This is a genomic window from Neisseria sp. P0016.S008 (assembly GCF_051957775.1).
GTDB lineage: Bacteria > Pseudomonadota > Gammaproteobacteria > Burkholderiales > Neisseriaceae > Neisseria > Neisseria flavescens_B.
Window position 1 is genome coordinate 159,091 of sequence record NZ_JBQCWB010000001.1, and the last position, 18,585, is coordinate 177,675.

Consider the following 18,585-nt stretch of genomic DNA (forward strand, 5'->3'; position numbering starts at 1 on the left):
CTAAAAGATATCGACCCGCTTGAAGCCGTCTGAAAGACAGCTTGCCGCCAACTTAAAACCTTTCTGCCGATAGCTTGAAATATGGTTTTGCGGTAAGATAACGCCCATTCGTTTTTAATCTCAACGTGCCGTCCGGGCCGTCTGAAATCTTTGTACAAAATTTTATCGAGACATTATGAAAACCACCGAACTACGCCAAAAATTCCTGAAATTTTTCGAATCTAAAGGCCACACCATCGTCCGCTCCTCCTCGCTCGTGCCACACGACGACCCAACCCTGCTGTTTACCAACGCAGGTATGAACCAATTTAAAGACGTATTCCTCGGCTTTGACAAACGCCCCTACAACCGCGCCACTACCGCGCAAAAATGCGTACGTGCAGGCGGCAAACACAACGACTTGGAAAACGTAGGCTACACCGCCCGTCACCACACCTTCTTTGAAATGATGGGCAACTTCTCCTTCGGCGACTACTTCAAACGCGATGCCATCCACTTCGCTTGGGAATTCCTGACTTCCCCCGAATGGTTGAACATCCCTAAAGACAAACTGTTGGCAACCGTTTACGCAGAAGACGACGAAGCCTACAACATCTGGTTGAACGAAATCGGTATGCCTGCCGAACGCATCGTCCGCATCGGCGACAACAAAGGTGCGAAATACGCATCCGACAACTTCTGGCAAATGGGCGACACCGGCCCTTGCGGCCCTTGCTCCGAAATTTTCTACGACCACGGCGAAGAAATCTGGGGCGGCATTCCGGGCAGCCCTGAAGAAGACGGCGACCGCTGGATCGAAATTTGGAACTGCGTATTTATGCAGTTCAACCGCGACGAACAAGGCAATATGAATCCACTGCCTAAGCCTTCCGTCGATACCGGCATGGGCTTGGAGCGCATGGCCGCCGTCATGCAGCATGTTCACAGCAACTACGAAATCGACTTGTTCCAAGACCTGCTCAAAGCCGTTGCCCGCGAAACCGGCGCAGCTTTCAGCATGGAAGAACCCAGCCTGAAAGTCATCGCCGACCACATCCGATCCTGCTCCTTCCTGATTGCAGACGGTGTCTTGCCTTCCAACGAAGGCCGCGGCTACGTATTGCGCCGCATCATCCGCCGCGCCGTGCGCCACGGTTACAAACTAGGCCAGAAACAGGCGTTTTTCTACAAACTCGTGCCCGATTTGGTGAAAGAAATGGGCGCCGCGTATCCTGAGTTGAAAGAGAAACAGACACAGATTATGGAAGCCTTGCGCGCGGAAGAAAGCCGCTTCGGCGAAACGCTGGAAAAAGGCATGGGCTTGTTCAACCAAGTGCTCAACGGCATGAAATTCCTGAAACTGGAAAGCTTGTTGCCGCAAGACGGTGTAGGCAAACCTCTGACATTGAAAACCGCAGATGGTGTGGAATTTACCGCCGCTTCCCGTGTTGCTCCGAGCAAAAAGCAAATCGTTATCCGTCCTCGAGTTTCAGGCAGCCTGAACGAAGGCATGTATATCGATTTGCAGGCTGCTTTGGAAACCGCCCATATTCCCGACGCGAAAAAACCGTTTGCCGAAGCCTTGAATACCTACTTGATGGACAACATCGCCAACAGCAAACTCGTTATCGGCGGCGAACACATCTTCAAACTCTACGACACCTACGGTTTCCCCTACGACCTAACCGCCGACATGGCGCGCGAACTGGGCATCGAACTGGACGAAGCAGGCTTCGAGCGTGAGATGGAAGCCCAACGCACACGCGCACGCGCCGCACAAAGCTTCAAAGCCAACGCTCAACTGCCTTACGAAGGTCAGGACACCGAGTTTAAAGGTTATAGCGAACGCCAAACCGAATCCAAAGTCCTCGCCCTCTACAAAAACGGCGAGCAAGTCAACGAATTGAACGAAGGCGACGAAGGTGCCGTCGTTATCGACTTTACCCCGTTCTATGCAGAATCCGGCGGCCAAGTCGGCGACGTCGGCTATATCTTCGCAGGCGAAAACCGCTTTGAAGTACGCGATACCCAAAAAATCAAAGCGGCCGTATTCGGCCAATTCGGCGTACAGACTTCAGGCCGTCTGAAAGTCGGCGACAGCGTTACCGCCAAAGTGGATGACGAAATCCGCAATGCCAATATGCGCAACCACAGCGCGACCCACTTGATGCACAAAGCCCTGCGCGACGTATTGGGCGAACACGTTGAACAAAAAGGCTCTTTGGTTACCGCCGAATCCACCCGTTTCGACATTTCCCATCCTCAAGCGGTAACTGCCGAAGAAATCGCCGAAGTAGAACGCCGAGTCAACGAAGCCATTTTGGCCAACGTTGCCGTCAACGCAGCCATTATGAGCATGGAAGATGCCCAAAAAACCGGCGCCATGATGCTCTTCGGCGAAAAATACGGCGACGAAGTACGCGTACTGCAAATGGGCGGTTTCTCTACCGAATTGTGCGGCGGTACACACGTTTCACGCACCGGCGACATCGGCCTCTTCAAAATTATCAGCGAAGGCGGTATTGCCGCAGGCGTACGCCGTATCGAAGCCATCACCGGCCTGAACGCACTCAAATGGGCGCAAGAACAAGAGCGTTTGGTGAAAGACATTATTGCCGAAACCAAAGCCCAAACCGAAAAAGACGTACTGGCGAAAATCCAAGCAGGCGCAACACACGCCAAAGCATTGGAAAAAGAATTGGCACGCGCCAAAGCCGAACTCGCCGTCCATGCAGGCGCCAAACTCTTGGACGATGCAAAAGACTTGGGTTCAGCCAAACTCGTTGCCGCACAAATCGAAGCCGATGCCGCCGCCCTGCGCGAAATCGTGACCGACTTGACCGGCAAATCAGAACAAGCCATCGTATTACTTGCCGCTGTCAACGACGGCAAAGTCTCCCTATGCGCCGGCGTATCCAAACCGTTGACTGCTAAAGTCAAAGCAGGCGATCTGGTTAAATTTGCAGCCGAACAAGTCGGCGGTAAAGGCGGCGGCCGTCCTGACTTGGCGCAGGCGGGCGGCACAGATGCCTCCCAAGTCGGTGCAATGCTGGATTCAGCAGAAGGCTGGGTTAGAGAAAAGCTGTAAATGATGATAGAATGGCCTGAAACGATATTTCAGGCCATTTTTATACAAAGGGAAAATATGGATAATGATAAAGAACAAATTAAAGCAAGGGCAGAAGAACGTGGGATTGAATGGCTGGTACATTTTACCCATATTAAAAATCTAGAGAGCATTTTAAAACATGGCATTATTCCTCGCCTACAAACAGAACAATTAAATGAATCTTCGAAGGGGGAATTTATTTTTCCCGACCGATATCGTACCGATGGGAAAAATGCTTCTTGCTTAAGCATTATGTTTCCCAATAATAAGATGTTATGGCACAAAAGGAAGGAGTACTCTGATGAATATTGGGTATTTCTATTATTACGCCCTGATATCTTATGGGAATGTGATTGTGCCTTTTATCCGACAAATGCCGCCTCTACAGGTTTACATTACCAACCTGTTGAAAAATTTAAAACCGCGTCTGCTTTTGAGACCATGTTTGCCGATACGGTGATTCGAGAGACGAGATTTGAAATAGAGAATATTTCTCGCCCAGTAGATTTAAAAGCTTATTTACCAACTGATGTTCAGGCTGAAGTTTTGGTTTTTAATAATATATCAACCAATTATATTTTTGAATGTTATTTTCATTGGAAACTTGGGGATGTTGCTTCAAAATTAAAGGATGATTATCCCGATTTTGCCTTCTTCCCCAATGAGGAATGGGTTAGAAAAAACACCAAACATATTTTTTATGGATTTAGGGAAAACGTCAATTGGAGATAATTATGGCAACAAGACCGATTTATATTCCTCAAACTGAAGGAAATTATTTAGTAAGGACTGATATGGTTGATTTTGAATGGTTTGCTGGTTTTTCCGTTTCTCAAAAGCAAAAATCCATCCATTCTCTCCACACTGCCGCATTGAAAAAAGATTCAAACCTAAACCCGATTTTGGAAATCTCCAGTAAGTCAAAAGAGTCTTTAGGCGTAGCTTTGAGTGCGTTCAACCTGATGGTTTTGACTGCAGCAGGTAAACCCCTTGCTAGCGTGGAATGCGTTTTTCAGAGCAGTAAAGTGTTTGAAGGCGATAAGCAGTTTTTGGATCTACTCAAAGTATCGTCCCGCGAAGCTAAAAAAGACCCTCGTTTAAAAGAGTCCGGAAAATTAATCGCCTTCCGCCCTAACGGAAAAAAAGATAAAGAATGGAACCTGAACCCGCTAACTGCCTATTACGACTGGGTATATGTAAATGCTTTAAAACAACATGAAGAATACCATGAAGATTTGCTTTCTTATGCCGCATTCAGCGATATTGAATTTAACCCTGAAAAATCCATTAACTGCCAAGCCTATTCGGTTGCTTTGTTCTGTGCTTTGCATAAACGCGGTATTTTGCGTGACGTATTGAAATCACAACAAGATTTCTTAACCATTTATCATGACTTTAAAGTTAATAATGCTGCGATGGACTTGATTTAAACCTATAGTAAGTCGTACCCACGCACGCGGTTTTCGTTGTTACCGAATGATTCCAAACTATGACGTAATCCAGTCGGCAGCAAACGCAGCTTGTGTCATGTACCAACAAAACACAATATCAAAGGCCGTCTGAAAAATAATTTTCAGACGGCCTTTCTTTTTTCATTTCAAGCTGATTAATGCTTAAATTTCAGCTTTTTGTTCAATCATCTAACATCAATCTTTCTCAACCGTAAAAAACAGCTCTTCCTGTTTCAAAGCATTACCGTCTGCATCGGTTAATGCTGCTTCTGCTGCGGAAAACTTGATAACGGCGAGGCTGAGGCTGCCTTGTTCAGCCAATGCTGTGTTGAGGATGACGCCTGCTTCTTCTTCGCCGACTTTGACGGCAATACCGACGGCTTCCAAAGAATCACCGCTTAATACGGCCAGACCGCGTTTGACTTGGCCTCGGTATTGGGCGCGAGCGATGATTTCTTGGCCGGGGTAGCAGCCTTTACGGAAATGGACTGCGCCGATGATGTGTTGGTTGAGCATTTGGGCAACTGCCGCTTCTTTGGTTGCGGCGCAAATCCACGGATAGCCGCTACGGATTTCGTGCAGGTTCCACGCGTTTTCGGCTCCTGCTTGATATTTGGCTGCGTTTTCGGCTGCTGAAATTTTCAGACGGCCTGTGTGCGGCAAGGCAATTTCTACGGTGTTTTCTTGAATTTGGGCTGGGAAAGACAGTTTCGGTTCGGCAGCGGGATGAGGCTCTGCATTGTCTGCCAACTCGCCGCTGACTGCTAAATCAGGCATAAGCTCGAAGATGACTTTTGCACGCAAGACAAACATTCTCAGGCGTTTGACGATGGCTTCGGCCAGGTCTTGCGCCATGACCAACAGTAAATCTTCTCCGCGATTGACGACCAGCATATTCGCCAACACACGGCCTTTAGGCGTATTGTATGTGGCGTAACATGCCTGACCGGAAGCTAAATTATTAATATCATTGGATAATTGACCATGAAGAAATGAAGCTCTGTCTTCACCGCTGACACGGACAACGCCGAAAAAAGGCAGGCGGGTTTGCATAATCGACTCCTTAAATTGTAGATGCTGAATTATCGCCCAAATTGCTGCTTATTATCAAATAAATAAATTCAGGCCGTCTGAATGTTTCAGACGGCCTGTTGTTTGTGTTCAAACAATCAAAATTATTTGATGCTGACTTTGCGGATAATCACGGCTTCGGTTGGAACGTCTTGGTGGAAACCGCGTGTCGCCGTTTTTACTTTGCTGATTTTACGGACCACGTCCATGCCGGAAGTGACTTTACCGAAAACAGTATAGCCGTAGCCTTGCGGGGTTTTGCTTTTGAAATTCAAAAAGTCATTGTCGGCTGTGTTGATAAAGAACTGGCTGGTTGCTGAATTTGGATCGCCGGTGCGCGCCATGGCGATGGTGCCGACATTATTTTTCAAGCCATTGTATGCTTCATTGGTGATGGCTTTATCGGTGGGTTTTTGAACCATATTCTCGGTAAATCCGCCGCCTTGAATCATAAAATTGTCGATAACGCGGTGGAAAATCGTGTTGTCGTAAAAACCTTTTTTGGCGTAATTGACAAAGTTTGCCACGGTTTTCGGCGCTTTGACTTCATCCAGCTCCAGTTGGATGTTGCCCATATTGGTTTCGATCACAGCATGGGTAACCGCTTGCGCTTGCACGGAAAGTGAGAGTGCGAGGGCGCACAGGGTCAGTTTGATGGATTTTTTCATATGTCTTCTCGAATGATGTATTGTGAAAATGGAATATTAACCTTGTTTCGCGTGAAATCCATAAAAAACATGTAAGATTTTTCAAGCAAAAAACATACGGCAATCAAATCAGGCCGTCTGAAAAAGGATAAAAACCAAATTCTTGCTCTTTATCATTCTCTTTCAGACGGCCTGTTATGACGGTCAAACCGAAATCAGATTAGAAATCCAATTCCGCTTTCAGCCAGTAAGTGCGCGGCATGCCGACGACGGCGAAGCTGCGGTCGTATTGGCCGCGCTGTACCTGCCAGTAGTTTTTGTTGAACAGGTTTTCTACCGAGCTGCTGACGGTCAGTGTGTTTTTGCCGAGCTTGGTTTTGTAGCGCGCGCCTACGTCAACCAAAGTGTAAGATGGGAAGGCATATTGTTTTTGCGTGTCTTGGTAAGACTTGCCGAAGTACGAAACATTGCCGTTCAAGGTCAGACCTTTGACAAACGGTGTATCCCACTCAACGCCTGCTTTGGCAATCACGTGCGGATTGGCGACTTGTACGCCGTTAACCAGCATATCGTGCGAATTCGGATAATTCTTCACGGTCGATTGCAGATACATCAGGCCCAAAGACGGACGCAAAGTATTGTTGAGCAAGTTCGCGTAGGTGTTGAACTCAATACCGCGGCTGCGTTCCATGCCTTGCTCGTCTCCGGCTGAACCGCCCAAGGCTTTATACGCTGCGAAGTCTGTTTTGCTGGTGGTAGAACCGCGCCAGTAGCCCGGACGTTTGATTTGGAACGCATTTAACGTGGTCACGAAATTGCCCCAGTTTTTACGCACGCCCACTTCAAACTGACGGCTGACACGCGGTTTGGACATGGTGGTATTGCCGTCATCGTCGGTTTTGATATCCGCAGGCTCCAAGTCTTCCATATAGTTGCCGTAAACGACCAAGTCAGGTTGTGGTACCCATGCAGCCATCAGCATCGGACTGAAGCGTTTGGAATCCCCGCTTTTACCTTCTTTTTTATCGGTATATTCAACCGCTTGGAAACGACCGCCCAAAGTCAGACGGTATTTGTTGTCGGCAAAGCCCAGTGTGTCGGACAAGGCCAAGCTGTTGACTTTGATATTGGCATCCAAGTTTGCTGAGCTTTCCCAGCCTGTCGCGTAATTAGGAACAAAAGAAGCCAGTTGATTTTCAATATTACCGTTTGCATCAACCTCAACGCGGCTTTTACCTGCAGCCAAACCACGGACAGTCGCACGCTGACGAATGATACGGTCAAAAGCAGTACTCCAGTTATGCGTTACCGGGCCGGTTTCAAATTCGCCGCGCGCGGATAAATTCATACTCAAAGTACGGAAATATTGGTCGGTCAGACGCGCCGTGCCGGTGTGGTATTGGTCGGCACTTGAGCAGGTTGCAGTCTGGCTGCTTGCCCCATTTTTACCGCATATAGTCGGAGAAATCAGCGTACCGTAATAACGCGCTTTGTTGTAGCCGATACCGCCGGTAATTTGTGCATTTTCAAACGCATCCCATTCAAAGGTCAGCATATTGGTTTGGCCGACGGTATTTTGCCAGTTCCAACTTGGTAGCAAATTCAGTTTACCATCAGGCGCATCAAACAAACGACCATCAGCGTTTTGAATATCCTGCATACGCGCACGGCCGCCGTTGGTTTTGCGTTTTGCGTAGATAGAGTCGAGCGCTACGCGCAGTTTTTCGCCGCGATAATCTGCATTCAAAGCAAATTCTTTGTTGTCCTCGCTGTAACCGTGGCGCGGGGTGTCGCCGTGGCGCAGTTTGCCGTTGGCGCGCACGCCGAATTCTTTGTTTTCGCCGAAGCGTTGACCCAAGTCAAACGTACCTTGGGCGCGGTTGTTGCTGAACCAGCCCAAACCGATTTTACGGTTGCCTTCGTCCGCGGCTTTTTTAGTTTCGATATTGACGGAACCGGATACCGCGCCTTCAGGGTCCATGCCGTTTACGGCGGTGGACGCGCCTTTAATCAGTTGCGCGGAGCCGACTTGCACGCTAGCCGTACCTTGCGTGCCGTACATACCGGCCAAGCCGTTGACGCTGAATTGGCGCGCATCAAGTTGGTAACCGCGGAAATACAGGCCGGTCAAGGTGTTGCTTTCGCCGCCAAACTGCCAAGTCGAAGCGTCTTTTTTCGCTACGGCATCCACCAAAGTACGCGCTTCGGTATTGTTGAGGGCTTTTTCGTCGTAATTGACCACGGTAATCGGAGCGGTAAAGGCATTCGCTTTACCCAACACACCCAAATTCACACGGTCGCGCATATCGCCGTCACTGGCAATAGAATACGAGCGTGCGGCCTTCACGCGTTTAGCGTCGGCGTGGACTTTGACTTCCTGCACTTCTGCATATGCTTCGGGAGCAGAAGTGGCTTCATCGGCGGCGTAGGCGAATGCGCTTGCAACCACAAGCGGCATCAGGGCTAATTTGCTGTTCATAAAATACCTTCTGGTTTGAAATATTAATAATTCTTATATCGAGTAAAAAATTACAAAGTAATTTGGTTTTGCGATTATATTTGATAAGATTTCCGCCTTCCACAAAAACAAATAAGAACCGTTTGTACATACAAAAAATACAACAGTTCAGAAAACTATTATTACAGTTACCATAGTCAAATAAATTTGCCGTCCTTTCAGACGGCCTTTACATCCTTTCAGAGAACACTCCATGCAAAAATGGCAAATCGAGCTTTATTCCACGCCGTCTTGGCTATTGCAGACCTTATTGATGGTCGCTGCAGCCTCGACGGTCATTCTGTTTTTTGCACGCAACACACGCTTCGGGCGCGAGTTTAGCTATATCCTGCGGCTGTGTCTGACGCCGAAAAGTGCAGTTAAAGTATTGCTGCTGATTACAGCGATGATTACGCTGCTGTTAACCGAAGTACGGCTGAATGTGTTGAGTACCTTTATGTCCAAAGGGCTTTACGACTCGATGCAGGATTTGAACGCCTCCGCGTTTTGGATGTTTGCAGCGATGAACGCGGGCGTGGTGCTGATACGGGCGTTTAACAACGTCGTCAACGACTTTCTCGATCAAGGCTTGGCGATTAAATGGTCGGAGCGGCTCAATGAAGTGCTGACGACGCGCTGGCTTGCCGACAAAAACTACTACCGCCTGCAAATGCGCCGCCATGCGCCAGACAATATCGACCAGCGTATCCAACAAGATGCGCAGGATTTCATTGCCTCGACCATCGAATTTGTGCGCGGCATGGTCAATTCGGTCGTTACCTCGCTGGAATTTGCCGTGGTTTTATGGGGCTTGGCAGGCATCCTGACCGTGTTCGGCTTTGACATTCCGCGCGGCATTGTTTGGTTCGTCTTTATCTTTGTGATTTTGGCGACCTTTATCGCCATGTGGATAGGCAACCCGTTGATTCGTTACAACTATGAAAACGAAAAACTCAACGGCGACTACCGTTATTCCCTCATCCGCGTACGCGACCACGCCGAAAGCGTGGCGTTTTACAGCGGCGAAAAACACGAACACGACCAGCTTTCCGACCGTTTTAAAGCCATTATCCGCAACCGTTGGCGCATTGCGCGGCAAAGCGTCTGCCTGAGCGGCTTCAACGATATGTTCACCAACGGCATCAAACTCTTCCCCATTATTTTGCAAGCTCCGCGCCTGTTTGCCGGACAAATCAAAATCGGCGACATCCAGCAGACTGTCCAAGCCTTCGCACGACTGCAAAACGCGCTGTCTTTCTTCCGGATGTTCTACAACAAATTCACTGCCTACCGCGCCCGACTGGAGCGTCTGTACGGATTCTTGTTGAGTACGGAAGAAAAACACACCGCGCGGCAACCCGACCTTACCGAAGTTTCAGACGGCCTTGTACTGGAAAACGTTGCCCTATACCGCCACAACGGCGAAGTTTTATTAGACGGTATCAATATCAACCTCAAAAGCGGCAACTCCCTGCTGATACGCGGTCCGAGCGGTTGCGGTAAAACTTCATTGCTGCGCGCGCTGGCAGGGCTTTGGCCTTTCGGCAGCAGCGGCAAGGTCAGTCATCCGCCACATCAAGAGATTCTCTTCCTGCCGCAACGCCCGTACACGGCACAAGGCAGTCTGCGCGATGCGATTTGTTACCCCGACATCGACAAGCAGCATCCGGAACTGATCGAAGCCATGAATACCTGCCGATTAGGTTATCTGGTTGATAAATTAGATAAAACCGATGACTGGCAGCACAAACTCTCCCCGGGAGAACTGCAACGCGTCGCCTTCGTCCGCGCCCTGCTCTCTCAGCCCAAAGTCATCCTGCTCGATGAAGCCACCGCCGCCCTGGACGAACCGACCGAAGCCATGCTCTACCGCGCCTTAAAGCAAAAACTGCCCGACAGCATCATCATCAGTATCGGACACCGCAGTACGCTCAACGAGTTCCATGATTTATGCCTTGATGTCGGTCATGTACAATGCTGAATTAATGGCATATCAAAGGCCGTCTGAAACAGTGAAAAACGAAATCAAACGATTTTGTCCTCGCCGTTTCAGACGGCCTTTTCAAACGCCATGGCATGTTTATTTGCTATACTCTGCATTGTGTTAACGTCGTCTAAAAAATATTTATGAAAACACTGGCCCTTATTCCACATTACAACCACCCGACCACCATCAGCCACGTTGCCCAAACCATGCGCGGCTTTGGTTTAAACGTTTTGATTGTGGACGACGGTTCACGCGAAGAATGCAAACCGGTATTGCAGGCTTTGGTTTCAGACGGCATCGATGTCCTTTACCGCCCCATCAACGGCGGCAAAGGCGCAGCGGTCAAAACCGGCTTGGAATACGCTCAAGAACATGGTTATACCCACGTTTTGCAGGTTGATGCAGACGGCCAGCATTGCTTGAGCGACACACCCAAACTCCTTTCCGCAGCAGAACAAAATCCTGAAGCCGTTGTTTGCGGCTGGCCGCAATACGGCGATGATGCGCCCAAAGCACGGCTTTACGGACGTAAAATTACCGATTTTTGGAATATGCTGCACACTTGGTCATGCGACATCAAAGACGGCATGTGCGGCTTCCGCCTCTATCCGCTTGCACCCGCGCTATCCGTCGTCCGCGAAGAAACCGTAGGCGATCGCATGGACTTCGATACGGAAATCCTTATCCGCCTATACTGGCGAAACGTCAAACCGGTTTGGATTAAAACGCCCGTCCAATACGCCGCCGATGGTGTGTCCCACTTCGATGCCTTTGCCGACAATGTCCGCATCAGCAAAATGCACACACGGCTGTTTTTCGGCATGTTGAAACACCGATTGGGTAAAGTTTTCGGAAAGGCCGTCTGAAACCATGACCGATAATAAACAAACCCATTGGGCGGCGCAGCCCGAACGCGGCAGCCGCCTGTTTCTTGCCCTGACCACATTGATGGTGCGCTATCTGCCGGCTTTTTTCATGAGACCGTGCATTTGGTTTGTGGTGTTGTATTTTTATGCAACCGCGCCCAAACCGCGCCGTCATGTTTTACGCTATCAAACCCGTCTTCAGACGGCCTTTCCCCATACCGTCCTGCCGAAACACAGCGTATTCAAACAATTCATCGCATTTGGTGAAGCAGTTTGCGACCGTTTTGCCGTGTGGCAACGCAAAATCCGTTATGAAAATTTGGTGATTGAAGATCCGGACGATATCTATTCGCAAGTCAAGCGCAACGAACGCGGCCAGATTTTTGCCTGTTCGCACTTGGGCAATACCGAAGTTTGCCGTGCGCTGGTGTCGCACCATAAAGATTTCAGACTCAATGTATTGGTGCACAGCAAACACGCACAGGCATTTAACGAGGCATTGCAAAAAGCCGGCGCAGATCATATCCGTCTGATTCAGGTAACAGATTTGGACACCACCCTGATGATGGAATTAAACAGCCGTATCGAAGACGGTGAATGGATTGCCATCGCTGCCGACCGAGTGCCTGTACGCGGCGAGAAAACCGCCGACATTAATTTCTTAGGCCATACCGCTCCTATGCCGCAAGGCGCATGGCTATTGGCTTCGCTTTTAAAAACACAGGTAAACACGCTGTTTTGCGTCAAACAAAACGGCCGCTATCATTTGAAACTGCGCCGCTTTACCGATACTTCCAGCTGGAAACGCGGCAACCGCGAGGCTGCCGTCAAAGACGCGATGCAGGGTTTTGCCGACATTCTGGCGCAAGAATGTGCGCAAAATCCGCTACAATGGTTCAATTTTTATGATTTTTGGGGCGAAGACGCCGTCTGAAACCATCACACTTACTCTTTTAAACCATGAAAAAACACATCTACTGCCAACACAGCTTTGAAACCGAAGTTCCTTTTTTTGACGTAGATGCCATGCACATCGTGTGGCACGGCAACTATGTCAAATACCTTGAAACCGCACGTTGTGCTTTTCTGTCTTCCATCGGTTACGACTACAACGAAATGGGACGGCAGGGGTACAGCTGGCCGATTGTGCAGATGAACCTCAAATACATCCGCCCTGCCCGTTTCAGCCAAAAAATCCGCGTTGATATGGACATTATCGAAATCGAAAGTTGCCTGCGTATCGATTACACCATTTACGATGCCGAAACCAACGAAAAACTGACCCGCGCTTCGACTACCCAAGCCGCGGTTTCGCTTTCAGACGGCCTGATGCAGTTCCAAACGCCGGACAGCTGGTTGGAAGCAGTAAAAAGACATCCGACATTTAAGGCCGTCTGAAAAATTTAGCGATTAAACAACATATTGCCTGCTTATCAGCTTTACCCTTTATAATTTTAAGTTTCCATTTCAGACGGCCTTTATCCTCAATCCACACACAATTATGCTACTGAACCTCAACCGCTTTGCCTTTCCTGTTTTCTTAAAAGAAACCCGCCTGCTTACCGCCCTCGCCCTGCCTATGCTGTTGGCGCAAGTGGCGCAAGTGGGTATTGGTTTTGTCGATACGGTGATGGCCGGTGGCGCAGGTAAGGAAGATTTGGCCGCAGTGGCATTGGGCAGCAGCGCGTTTTCGACGATTTACATTACCTTTATGGGCGTGATGGCGGCTTTGAACCCGATGATTGCCCAGCTGTACGGCGCAGGTAAAACCGAAGAAGTCGGCAAAACAGGAATGCAGGGCATTTGGTTTGGCTTGTGTTTGGGCGTATTCGGCATGTTGTTGATGTGGGCGATGATTACGCCTTTCCGTCATTGGCTGACATTGAACGATTATGTCGAAGACACGATGGCGCAATATATGTTCTTCACCAGCTTGGCAATGCCGGCCGCCATGATACACCGCGCCCTGCACGCTTATGCCTCCAGCTTGAACCGTCCACGCGTGATTATGTTGGTCAGCTTCGCGGCATTTGTGTTGAATGTGCCGCTGAACTATGTGTTTGTTTACGGCAAATTCGGTATGCCTGCTTTGGGCGGCGCAGGTTGCGGCGTGGCAACGGCGGCGGTATTTTGGTTCAGCGCATTGGCCTTGTGGCTTTATATCGCCAAAGAAAAATTCTTCCGTCCGTTTGGTTTGACGGCAAAAATCGGCAAACCCGATTTGACGGCTTTCAAACAGATTTGGAAAATCGGCGCCCCCATCGGCTTGTCTTATTTTCTAGAAGCTAGCGCGTTTTCGTTTATCGTCTTTTTGGTGGCGCCATTTGGCGAGGATTATGTCGCCGCGCAACAAGTCGTCATCAGCCTGTCAGGCATTTTGTATATGGTTCCGCAAAGCGTCGGCTCGGCAAGCACGGTACGCGTTGGCTTTTCGCTCGGACGGCGCGATTTTTTGCGGGCGCGTTATATTTCAGGCGTGTCGCTGGTGTTGGGCTGGATGCTTGCTGCCTGCACCGCACTGCTCTTGGTCATCTTTCGCTTTCAGTTGGCCGGTATGTACACCAACGATGCGGCCGTATTAGGCATTGCCGCGACCGTTTTATTTTTCGCCTCCCTATTCCAACTGGCAGATGCCACCCAATGTATCGCTTCATATGCGTTGCGCGGCTATAAAGTGACCAAAATGCCGATGTTCATCCATGCCGTGGCTTTCTGGGGTTGCGGCCTGTTGCCCGGCTACCTGCTTGCCTATCATGCCGATATGGGCATTTACGGCTTCTGGACTGCGCTGACCGTTTCGCTGACGATTGCCGCCATTGCATTGGTATGGTGCTTGGAGCTTTGCAGTAAAGAGAGGGTCAAATCGCATAAGGTCGTCTGAAATTTCTTTCAGACGACCTCCATTGATATTTTATTTACGACTTATTCACTTTTAAGGGGAAAAAATGTTTTCAACTTCTATTATAGAAAAACTTGCTTACTATGTTTATTGCTTGATTGACCCTAGAGACGGCAATATTTTCTATGTAGGTAAAGGCGTGGGTAATCGCGTTTTCCATCATGCCTTAGGTTCATTACAAGAAATAGAAACGCCAAGTGATAAAATTGCCTTGATTAGGGAAATACATAAAAGCGGACATCAGCCTGTGTATTACATTCTGCGGCACAACATCCAAACAGACAAACAGGCTTTTGAATATGAAGCAATGGCAATAGACCTACTCTCCCTAGTCAAGCCGAGCCAGCAGCCGCTGACTAATATTCAAGGCGGCACGCATTCTTCAGAAGTAGGATTAATGAGTTTGTCGGAATTAAAACGGAAGTATGATGCTCAAGAATTAAAAACTGATAAACCCATTGTTTTAATTACGATTAATAAAGAATACGAGAAACTGAAAAAAGACATTAGATCCGGAAATATTCCTGAAGCCGATAAGTATAAGGAAATTTACGAACGCACACGGAAATATTGGAAAATCGGAAGCCGACGTGAAAAAGCAAAATATGCAGTTGCAGTCTATCGCGGCTGGACATTGGCAGTATATGAAATCGAAAGATGGATTTCTGCCGACGATATTATTCAAGGCCGTTGGATGTTTGAAGGCAAGCCGTTACCAAAAGAGTCCAATATTTATCAAGAAATCGTGGATAAGCTGACTTATTCTTCCCAAGAAAATTATAAAGCGCCCCAAAACCCCATTACCTATCGTAATTGTTAAATAGTAAGTTTTCAGACGACCTGAATCCACAAAATCACAAATCATCATGCAACCCATCCAATACCAAACCGACCTTACCCCTTACAACACTTTCGGCCTGAAAGCCAAAGCCCAAGCCTTTATCGCGCTCAAACATGCCGACGAGTTGCGCGACATCGTCCGGCTGCCTGAGTTCAACCAAGATACTGTTTTATGGCTCGGCGGCGGCAGCAATATCCTTTTGATGGAAGACTATGCCGGTCTGGTCGTGCATATGGAAAACAGGGGAATATGCGAAATTGAGCGTTCAGACGGCCTGGTTTATATCGAAGCGCAAGCCGGGGAAATTTGGCATGATTTTGTTTTGCATACGGTTGGACTGGGTTTAAGCGGACTGGAAAACCTGAGCCTGATTCCGGGCACGGTCGGCGCGTCTCCGGTACAAAACATCGGTGCATATGGTGTTGAAGCGAAAGATGTTATCCATAGCGTACGTTGCTTTGATTTGGATACGGAAACCTTTGTCGAACTTTCCAATGCCGACTGTGACTTTGCCTATCGTGAAAGCCTGTTCAAACAGGAAGGCAAAGGCCGTTATGTGATTGTTTCGGTTGTATTTGCGTTGAAAGAGCATTTTGTGCCGAACTTGGGCTATGGCGATTTGGCGGCCGCGGTTGCCGAACTGAGCCAAGGCCGTGAGGCAACGGCCAAAGATGTTTCCGAGGCAGTGTGTGCAATCCGCAACAGTAAACTGCCTAATCCTAACGTACTTGGTAATGTCGGAAGTTTCTTTAAAAACCCTGTTGTCAGCGCTGAAAAAGCGGCCGATTTGTTGCAGCAATACCCCAATATGCCACGCTATCCGCAGCCTGACGGTTCGGTCAAACTCGCGGCCGGCTGGCTGATTGACCAATGCCGTCTGAAAGGTCATCAGATCGGCGGCGCGGCAGTGCATGACAGACAAGCTTTGGTTTTGGTGAATAAAAACAAGGCATCCGCGCAAGATGTCTACCAGCTGGCACAATATGTTTGTAATACAGTATTTACTCAATTTCAGGTAGAATTACACGCAGAACCCAACTGGCTGCCTACTTCATACAGCCTATAAAACAAAGGAGTGTATCCCATGCCGCGCATTGCTAAAGTCAACACTTACACACGAATCATCAATGCCAGCCTCGCCTTATTCAACGAAGAAGGCGAGCGCAATATCAGCACCAACCATATTGCCGCCCACTTGGGCATCAGCCCGGGCAACCTCTACTACCATTTCCGCAACAAAGACGAAATCATCGTCCAATTGTTTAAGCGTTACAGCGAAGCCCTGCTTGCCTATCTTAACGAAGCCGTATTACCGTCTAATGTGGAAGACTCCATCAACTACATGGCCGGTATTTATGATGTGATGTGGGAATACCGTTTCCTTTTCAGCGATGTGAATACCCTGCTTGCCCGCAGTGCCGAATTATTGGGCGAGCACAATACCTTTACCCAAGCCAAAGTTTCCCCGCTGTTGGTCAACCTGCTGACCCAGCTCAACGGCCTGAACATCATCAGCGCAGACCAAACCGCCATGAATGACCTTGCCGTCAATATGTGGATGGTGACGAAATACTGGTTCGACTTCGACAGCTCCCTGCGCGGTCGTGCCAAGTTGACCGAAGATTCCAAAGTACGGGGCATCAGCCGCACACTCAGCCTGTTGCGCCCTTACCTCCTACCGGAACACCGTGCCGAATTCGACCAAAAAATCGGCAGCAACCATTAATTTTTCCATACAAAGGCCGTCTGAAAACGTGGCTTTAACCAAGTTAAAGCGATTTTCAGACGGCCTGTTAATTTTCGGATGCTTTATTTATGCACCTTCCCGATATTTCCATTCTCGGCTTAGGCTATCTCGGCCTACCGCTGGCGCAAAAATGTTATGAACAAGGCAGTCAGGTAGCCGCCATCAAACGCACCCTAACTTCCGACGACATCAATCTGCCGATTGAACTCGACATCATCGATTTGAATCAAGACGATATTTTTCACAATTCGACATTGTGGCAAAACCATATCAACAAGCCGATATGGTTTTGCCTGCTTCCGCCTTCGTCATTAAACCATTACGCCTATACCCTGAAAAAATGGATTCAACTTGCCGAACAGTCCAAGGTAAAACACATCATCTTTACCAGCAGTACCAGCGTGTATGGCAACCAAGCACGCATATGCGATGAAACCACGCCGCCCGATCCTCAAACCGAATCTGCCCATCAAATCCTCACAGTCGAGCAAGCCTTGCTTGAAAGCGCCGTCCCCCATATCGACATACTGCGACTGGGCGGACTTTATTCTGCCGACCGTCATCCCGTTACCAAGCTGGTTCAAAAAACACGCATTCAAGGCGGCAATCAACCCGTCAATATTCTTCATAAGGATCTTGCCGTCCAAGTCCTTTTTCAGACGGCCTGCCAAGCTGACGGCAAGCGTATCCGCAATATTGTCGAACCCCGCCACCCAACCCGGGCTGAATTTTATACTGCCGAAGCGGCCAAACTCGGCCTGCCGGCTCCTGATTTCATCGTTGATGACAAAAGCAACGGCAAAATTGTAAATACCGTTTGCGCAGACGGGCTAAGCCTGTAAAATTGCGACTCAACCCATTCATCCGTTTCAGACGGCATTTAGAGTAAACCATGTCCGCCCTATTTCCCCTTATCAACCACCTGATACAGCAAAATCCAGAGCAACAGCGCGAGCTGTCTGAATTTGCAGGCAGCATCATCTGCATCAGCCTGACCGGTTTCAGACTGACCGGACGCATCAACGAACAAGGTTTTCTTGAAACTGCAAACGAAACCGCTGACACCAACATCACATTCCACAACAGCGCCATCCAAAAAATCCTCCAAGGCGGCCAGCCCGGCGTGGGTGACATCAGCCTTGAAGGCGACTTGGTATTGGGCATGTCCGTCCTTCCTATTTTGGGTGGGCTGCGCTATTATCCGAGCGAAGATTTGGCGCGTGTATTCGGTCATGTGGCCGCAGAAAGCATCAGCTCACGCGCCGGCGACATCGGCCGCACCATGAAAAAAATCGGCAAAAGCATTGCCGAACAAATCAGCGACTTTTCACGCGAACCCGAATCCCCTGTTATCGACCAAGCCACGCTTGCCGCATGGCTGGAAGAAGTGGACAAACTGCGTGACGACGTTGCCCGCCTAAACGAACGCCTCGACCGCCTCGAGCGCGATATCTGGATAGATTAGACACTTAATTTCAGACGGCCTACTAT

16 protein-coding genes are annotated in these 18,585 nt (G+C 48.9%); 13 read left to right on the forward strand and 3 right to left on the reverse strand.

Annotated features, from left to right (window positions below; all coding sequences use genetic code 11):
- Nucleotides 1-175 precede the first annotated feature (175 nt).
- Genes alaS through ACTHS8_RS00820 form a run of 3 tightly spaced genes read left to right on the forward strand, consistent with a single transcriptional unit; the run spans nt 176 to nt 4,518 of the window.
- The gene (gene alaS / locus ACTHS8_RS00810) at nt 176-3,067 is read left to right on the forward strand and encodes an alanine--tRNA ligase (protein ID WP_440372699.1); all 2,892 of its coding nucleotides are present in this window, start codon (nt 176-178) and stop codon (nt 3,065-3,067) included.
- A complete protein-coding gene (locus ACTHS8_RS00815) occupies nt 3,068-3,820 on the forward strand; it encodes a DarT ssDNA thymidine ADP-ribosyltransferase family protein (protein ID WP_440372700.1) in 753 nt (250 codons plus the stop codon).
- A gap of 2 nt (nt 3,821-3,822) precedes the next feature.
- Nucleotides 3,823-4,518 (forward strand): DarT1-associated NADAR antitoxin family protein, encoded by a 696-nt coding sequence (locus tag ACTHS8_RS00820; protein WP_070589230.1) that lies wholly within the window; start codon nt 3,823-3,825, stop codon nt 4,516-4,518.
- Between the two features lie 216 nt (nt 4,519-4,734).
- Here the strand turns inward: ACTHS8_RS00820 and ygfZ are convergent, their stop codons facing one another.
- The 3 genes from ygfZ to ACTHS8_RS00835 form a co-directional block, all read right to left on the reverse strand.
- Nucleotides 4,735-5,592 carry a CAF17-like 4Fe-4S cluster assembly/insertion protein YgfZ gene (ygfZ, locus tag ACTHS8_RS00825; RefSeq protein WP_440372701.1) on the reverse strand — a complete coding sequence of 286 codons (858 nt, stop codon included), beginning with the start codon at nt 5,590-5,592 and terminating at the stop codon, nt 4,735-4,737.
- 122 nt (nt 5,593-5,714) lie between these two features.
- Complete coding sequence (locus tag ACTHS8_RS00830; RefSeq protein WP_440372702.1) at nt 5,715-6,278, reverse strand: peptidylprolyl isomerase; 564 nt, start codon at nt 6,276-6,278, stop codon at nt 5,715-5,717.
- Nucleotides 6,279-6,477: 199 nt separating this feature from the next.
- A complete protein-coding gene (locus tag ACTHS8_RS00835) occupies nt 6,478-8,736 on the reverse strand; it encodes a TonB-dependent receptor (RefSeq protein ID WP_440372703.1) in 2,259 nt (752 codons plus the stop codon).
- 232 nt (nt 8,737-8,968) lie between these two features.
- On the opposite strand from ACTHS8_RS00835, the gene ACTHS8_RS00840 reads away from it, so the two are divergent.
- The 10 genes from ACTHS8_RS00840 to ACTHS8_RS00885 all read left to right on the forward strand — a co-directional run bounded on the left by ACTHS8_RS00840 (nt 8,969) and on the right by ACTHS8_RS00885 (nt 18,559).
- Nucleotides 8,969-10,735, forward strand: coding sequence for an ABC transporter ATP-binding protein/permease (locus tag ACTHS8_RS00840; protein ID WP_440372704.1), 1,767 nt, complete (start codon nt 8,969-8,971; stop codon nt 10,733-10,735).
- A 146-nt stretch (nt 10,736-10,881) separates the two neighbouring features.
- The gene (locus ACTHS8_RS00845) at nt 10,882-11,607 is read left to right on the forward strand and encodes a glycosyltransferase family 2 protein (RefSeq protein WP_440372705.1); all 726 of its coding nucleotides are present in this window, start codon (nt 10,882-10,884) and stop codon (nt 11,605-11,607) included.
- A gap of 4 nt (nt 11,608-11,611) precedes the next feature.
- Nucleotides 11,612-12,541, forward strand: coding sequence for an LpxL/LpxP family acyltransferase (locus tag ACTHS8_RS00850; protein ID WP_440372706.1), 930 nt, complete (start codon nt 11,612-11,614; stop codon nt 12,539-12,541).
- Between the two features lie 26 nt (nt 12,542-12,567).
- Nucleotides 12,568-13,005 carry an acyl-CoA thioesterase gene (locus ACTHS8_RS00855; RefSeq protein WP_440372707.1) on the forward strand — a complete coding sequence of 146 codons (438 nt, stop codon included), beginning with the start codon at nt 12,568-12,570 and terminating at the stop codon, nt 13,003-13,005.
- 103 nt (nt 13,006-13,108) lie between these two features.
- Entirely contained in the window at nt 13,109-14,488 is a 1,380-nt protein-coding gene (locus tag ACTHS8_RS00860) for an MATE family efflux transporter (RefSeq protein WP_440372708.1), read from the forward strand.
- 64 nt (nt 14,489-14,552) lie between these two features.
- The gene (locus tag ACTHS8_RS00865; protein ID WP_440372709.1) at nt 14,553-15,326 is read left to right on the forward strand and encodes an LEM-3-like GIY-YIG domain-containing protein; all 774 of its coding nucleotides are present in this window, start codon (nt 14,553-14,555) and stop codon (nt 15,324-15,326) included.
- A gap of 46 nt (nt 15,327-15,372) precedes the next feature.
- Entirely contained in the window at nt 15,373-16,413 is a 1,041-nt protein-coding gene (gene murB, locus ACTHS8_RS00870) for a UDP-N-acetylmuramate dehydrogenase (RefSeq protein WP_440372710.1), read from the forward strand.
- An 18-nt stretch (nt 16,414-16,431) separates the two neighbouring features.
- Nucleotides 16,432-17,073, forward strand: a complete 642-nt coding sequence (locus ACTHS8_RS00875) for a TetR/AcrR family transcriptional regulator (RefSeq protein WP_036491149.1) — start codon at nt 16,432-16,434, stop codon at nt 17,071-17,073.
- 89 nt (nt 17,074-17,162) lie between these two features.
- Nucleotides 17,163-17,936, forward strand: a complete 774-nt coding sequence (locus ACTHS8_RS00880; RefSeq protein WP_063075877.1) for an NAD(P)-dependent oxidoreductase — start codon at nt 17,163-17,165, stop codon at nt 17,934-17,936.
- 50 nt (nt 17,937-17,986) lie between these two features.
- Nucleotides 17,987-18,559, forward strand: a complete 573-nt coding sequence (locus ACTHS8_RS00885) for a ubiquinone biosynthesis accessory factor UbiJ (protein ID WP_295709528.1) — start codon at nt 17,987-17,989, stop codon at nt 18,557-18,559.
- The last annotated feature ends 26 nt before the right edge of the window (nt 18,560-18,585 follow it).

Bases quoted from the DNA above. Each gene is read 5' to 3' on its own strand.
- murB (WP_440372710.1), top strand. From the start codon at position 15,373: ATGCAACCCATCCAATACCAAACCGACCTTACCCCTTACAACACTTTC.
- ygfZ (WP_440372701.1), bottom strand. From the start codon at position 5,592: ATGCAAACCCGCCTGCCTTTTTTCGGCGTTGTCCGTGTCAGCGGTGAA.
- ACTHS8_RS00875 (WP_036491149.1), top strand. From the start codon at position 16,432: ATGCCGCGCATTGCTAAAGTCAACACTTACACACGAATCATCAATGCC.
- ACTHS8_RS00830 (WP_440372702.1), bottom strand. From the start codon at position 6,278: ATGAAAAAATCCATCAAACTGACCCTGTGCGCCCTCGCACTCTCACTT.
- alaS (WP_440372699.1), top strand. From the start codon at position 176: ATGAAAACCACCGAACTACGCCAAAAATTCCTGAAATTTTTCGAATCT.
- ACTHS8_RS00820 (WP_070589230.1), top strand. From the start codon at position 3,823: ATGGCAACAAGACCGATTTATATTCCTCAAACTGAAGGAAATTATTTA.
- ACTHS8_RS00850 (WP_440372706.1), top strand. From the start codon at position 11,612: ATGACCGATAATAAACAAACCCATTGGGCGGCGCAGCCCGAACGCGGC.
- ACTHS8_RS00860 (WP_440372708.1), top strand. From the start codon at position 13,109: ATGCTACTGAACCTCAACCGCTTTGCCTTTCCTGTTTTCTTAAAAGAA.
- ACTHS8_RS00880 (WP_063075877.1), top strand. From the start codon at position 17,163: ATGCACCTTCCCGATATTTCCATTCTCGGCTTAGGCTATCTCGGCCTA.
- ACTHS8_RS00855 (WP_440372707.1), top strand. From the start codon at position 12,568: ATGAAAAAACACATCTACTGCCAACACAGCTTTGAAACCGAAGTTCCT.
- ACTHS8_RS00835 (WP_440372703.1), bottom strand. From the start codon at position 8,736: ATGAACAGCAAATTAGCCCTGATGCCGCTTGTGGTTGCAAGCGCATTC.
- ACTHS8_RS00845 (WP_440372705.1), top strand. From the start codon at position 10,882: ATGAAAACACTGGCCCTTATTCCACATTACAACCACCCGACCACCATC.
- ACTHS8_RS00865 (WP_440372709.1), top strand. From the start codon at position 14,553: ATGTTTTCAACTTCTATTATAGAAAAACTTGCTTACTATGTTTATTGC.
- ACTHS8_RS00885 (WP_295709528.1), top strand. From the start codon at position 17,987: ATGTCCGCCCTATTTCCCCTTATCAACCACCTGATACAGCAAAATCCA.
- ACTHS8_RS00815 (WP_440372700.1), top strand. From the start codon at position 3,068: ATGATGATAGAATGGCCTGAAACGATATTTCAGGCCATTTTTATACAA.
- ACTHS8_RS00840 (WP_440372704.1), top strand. From the start codon at position 8,969: ATGCAAAAATGGCAAATCGAGCTTTATTCCACGCCGTCTTGGCTATTG.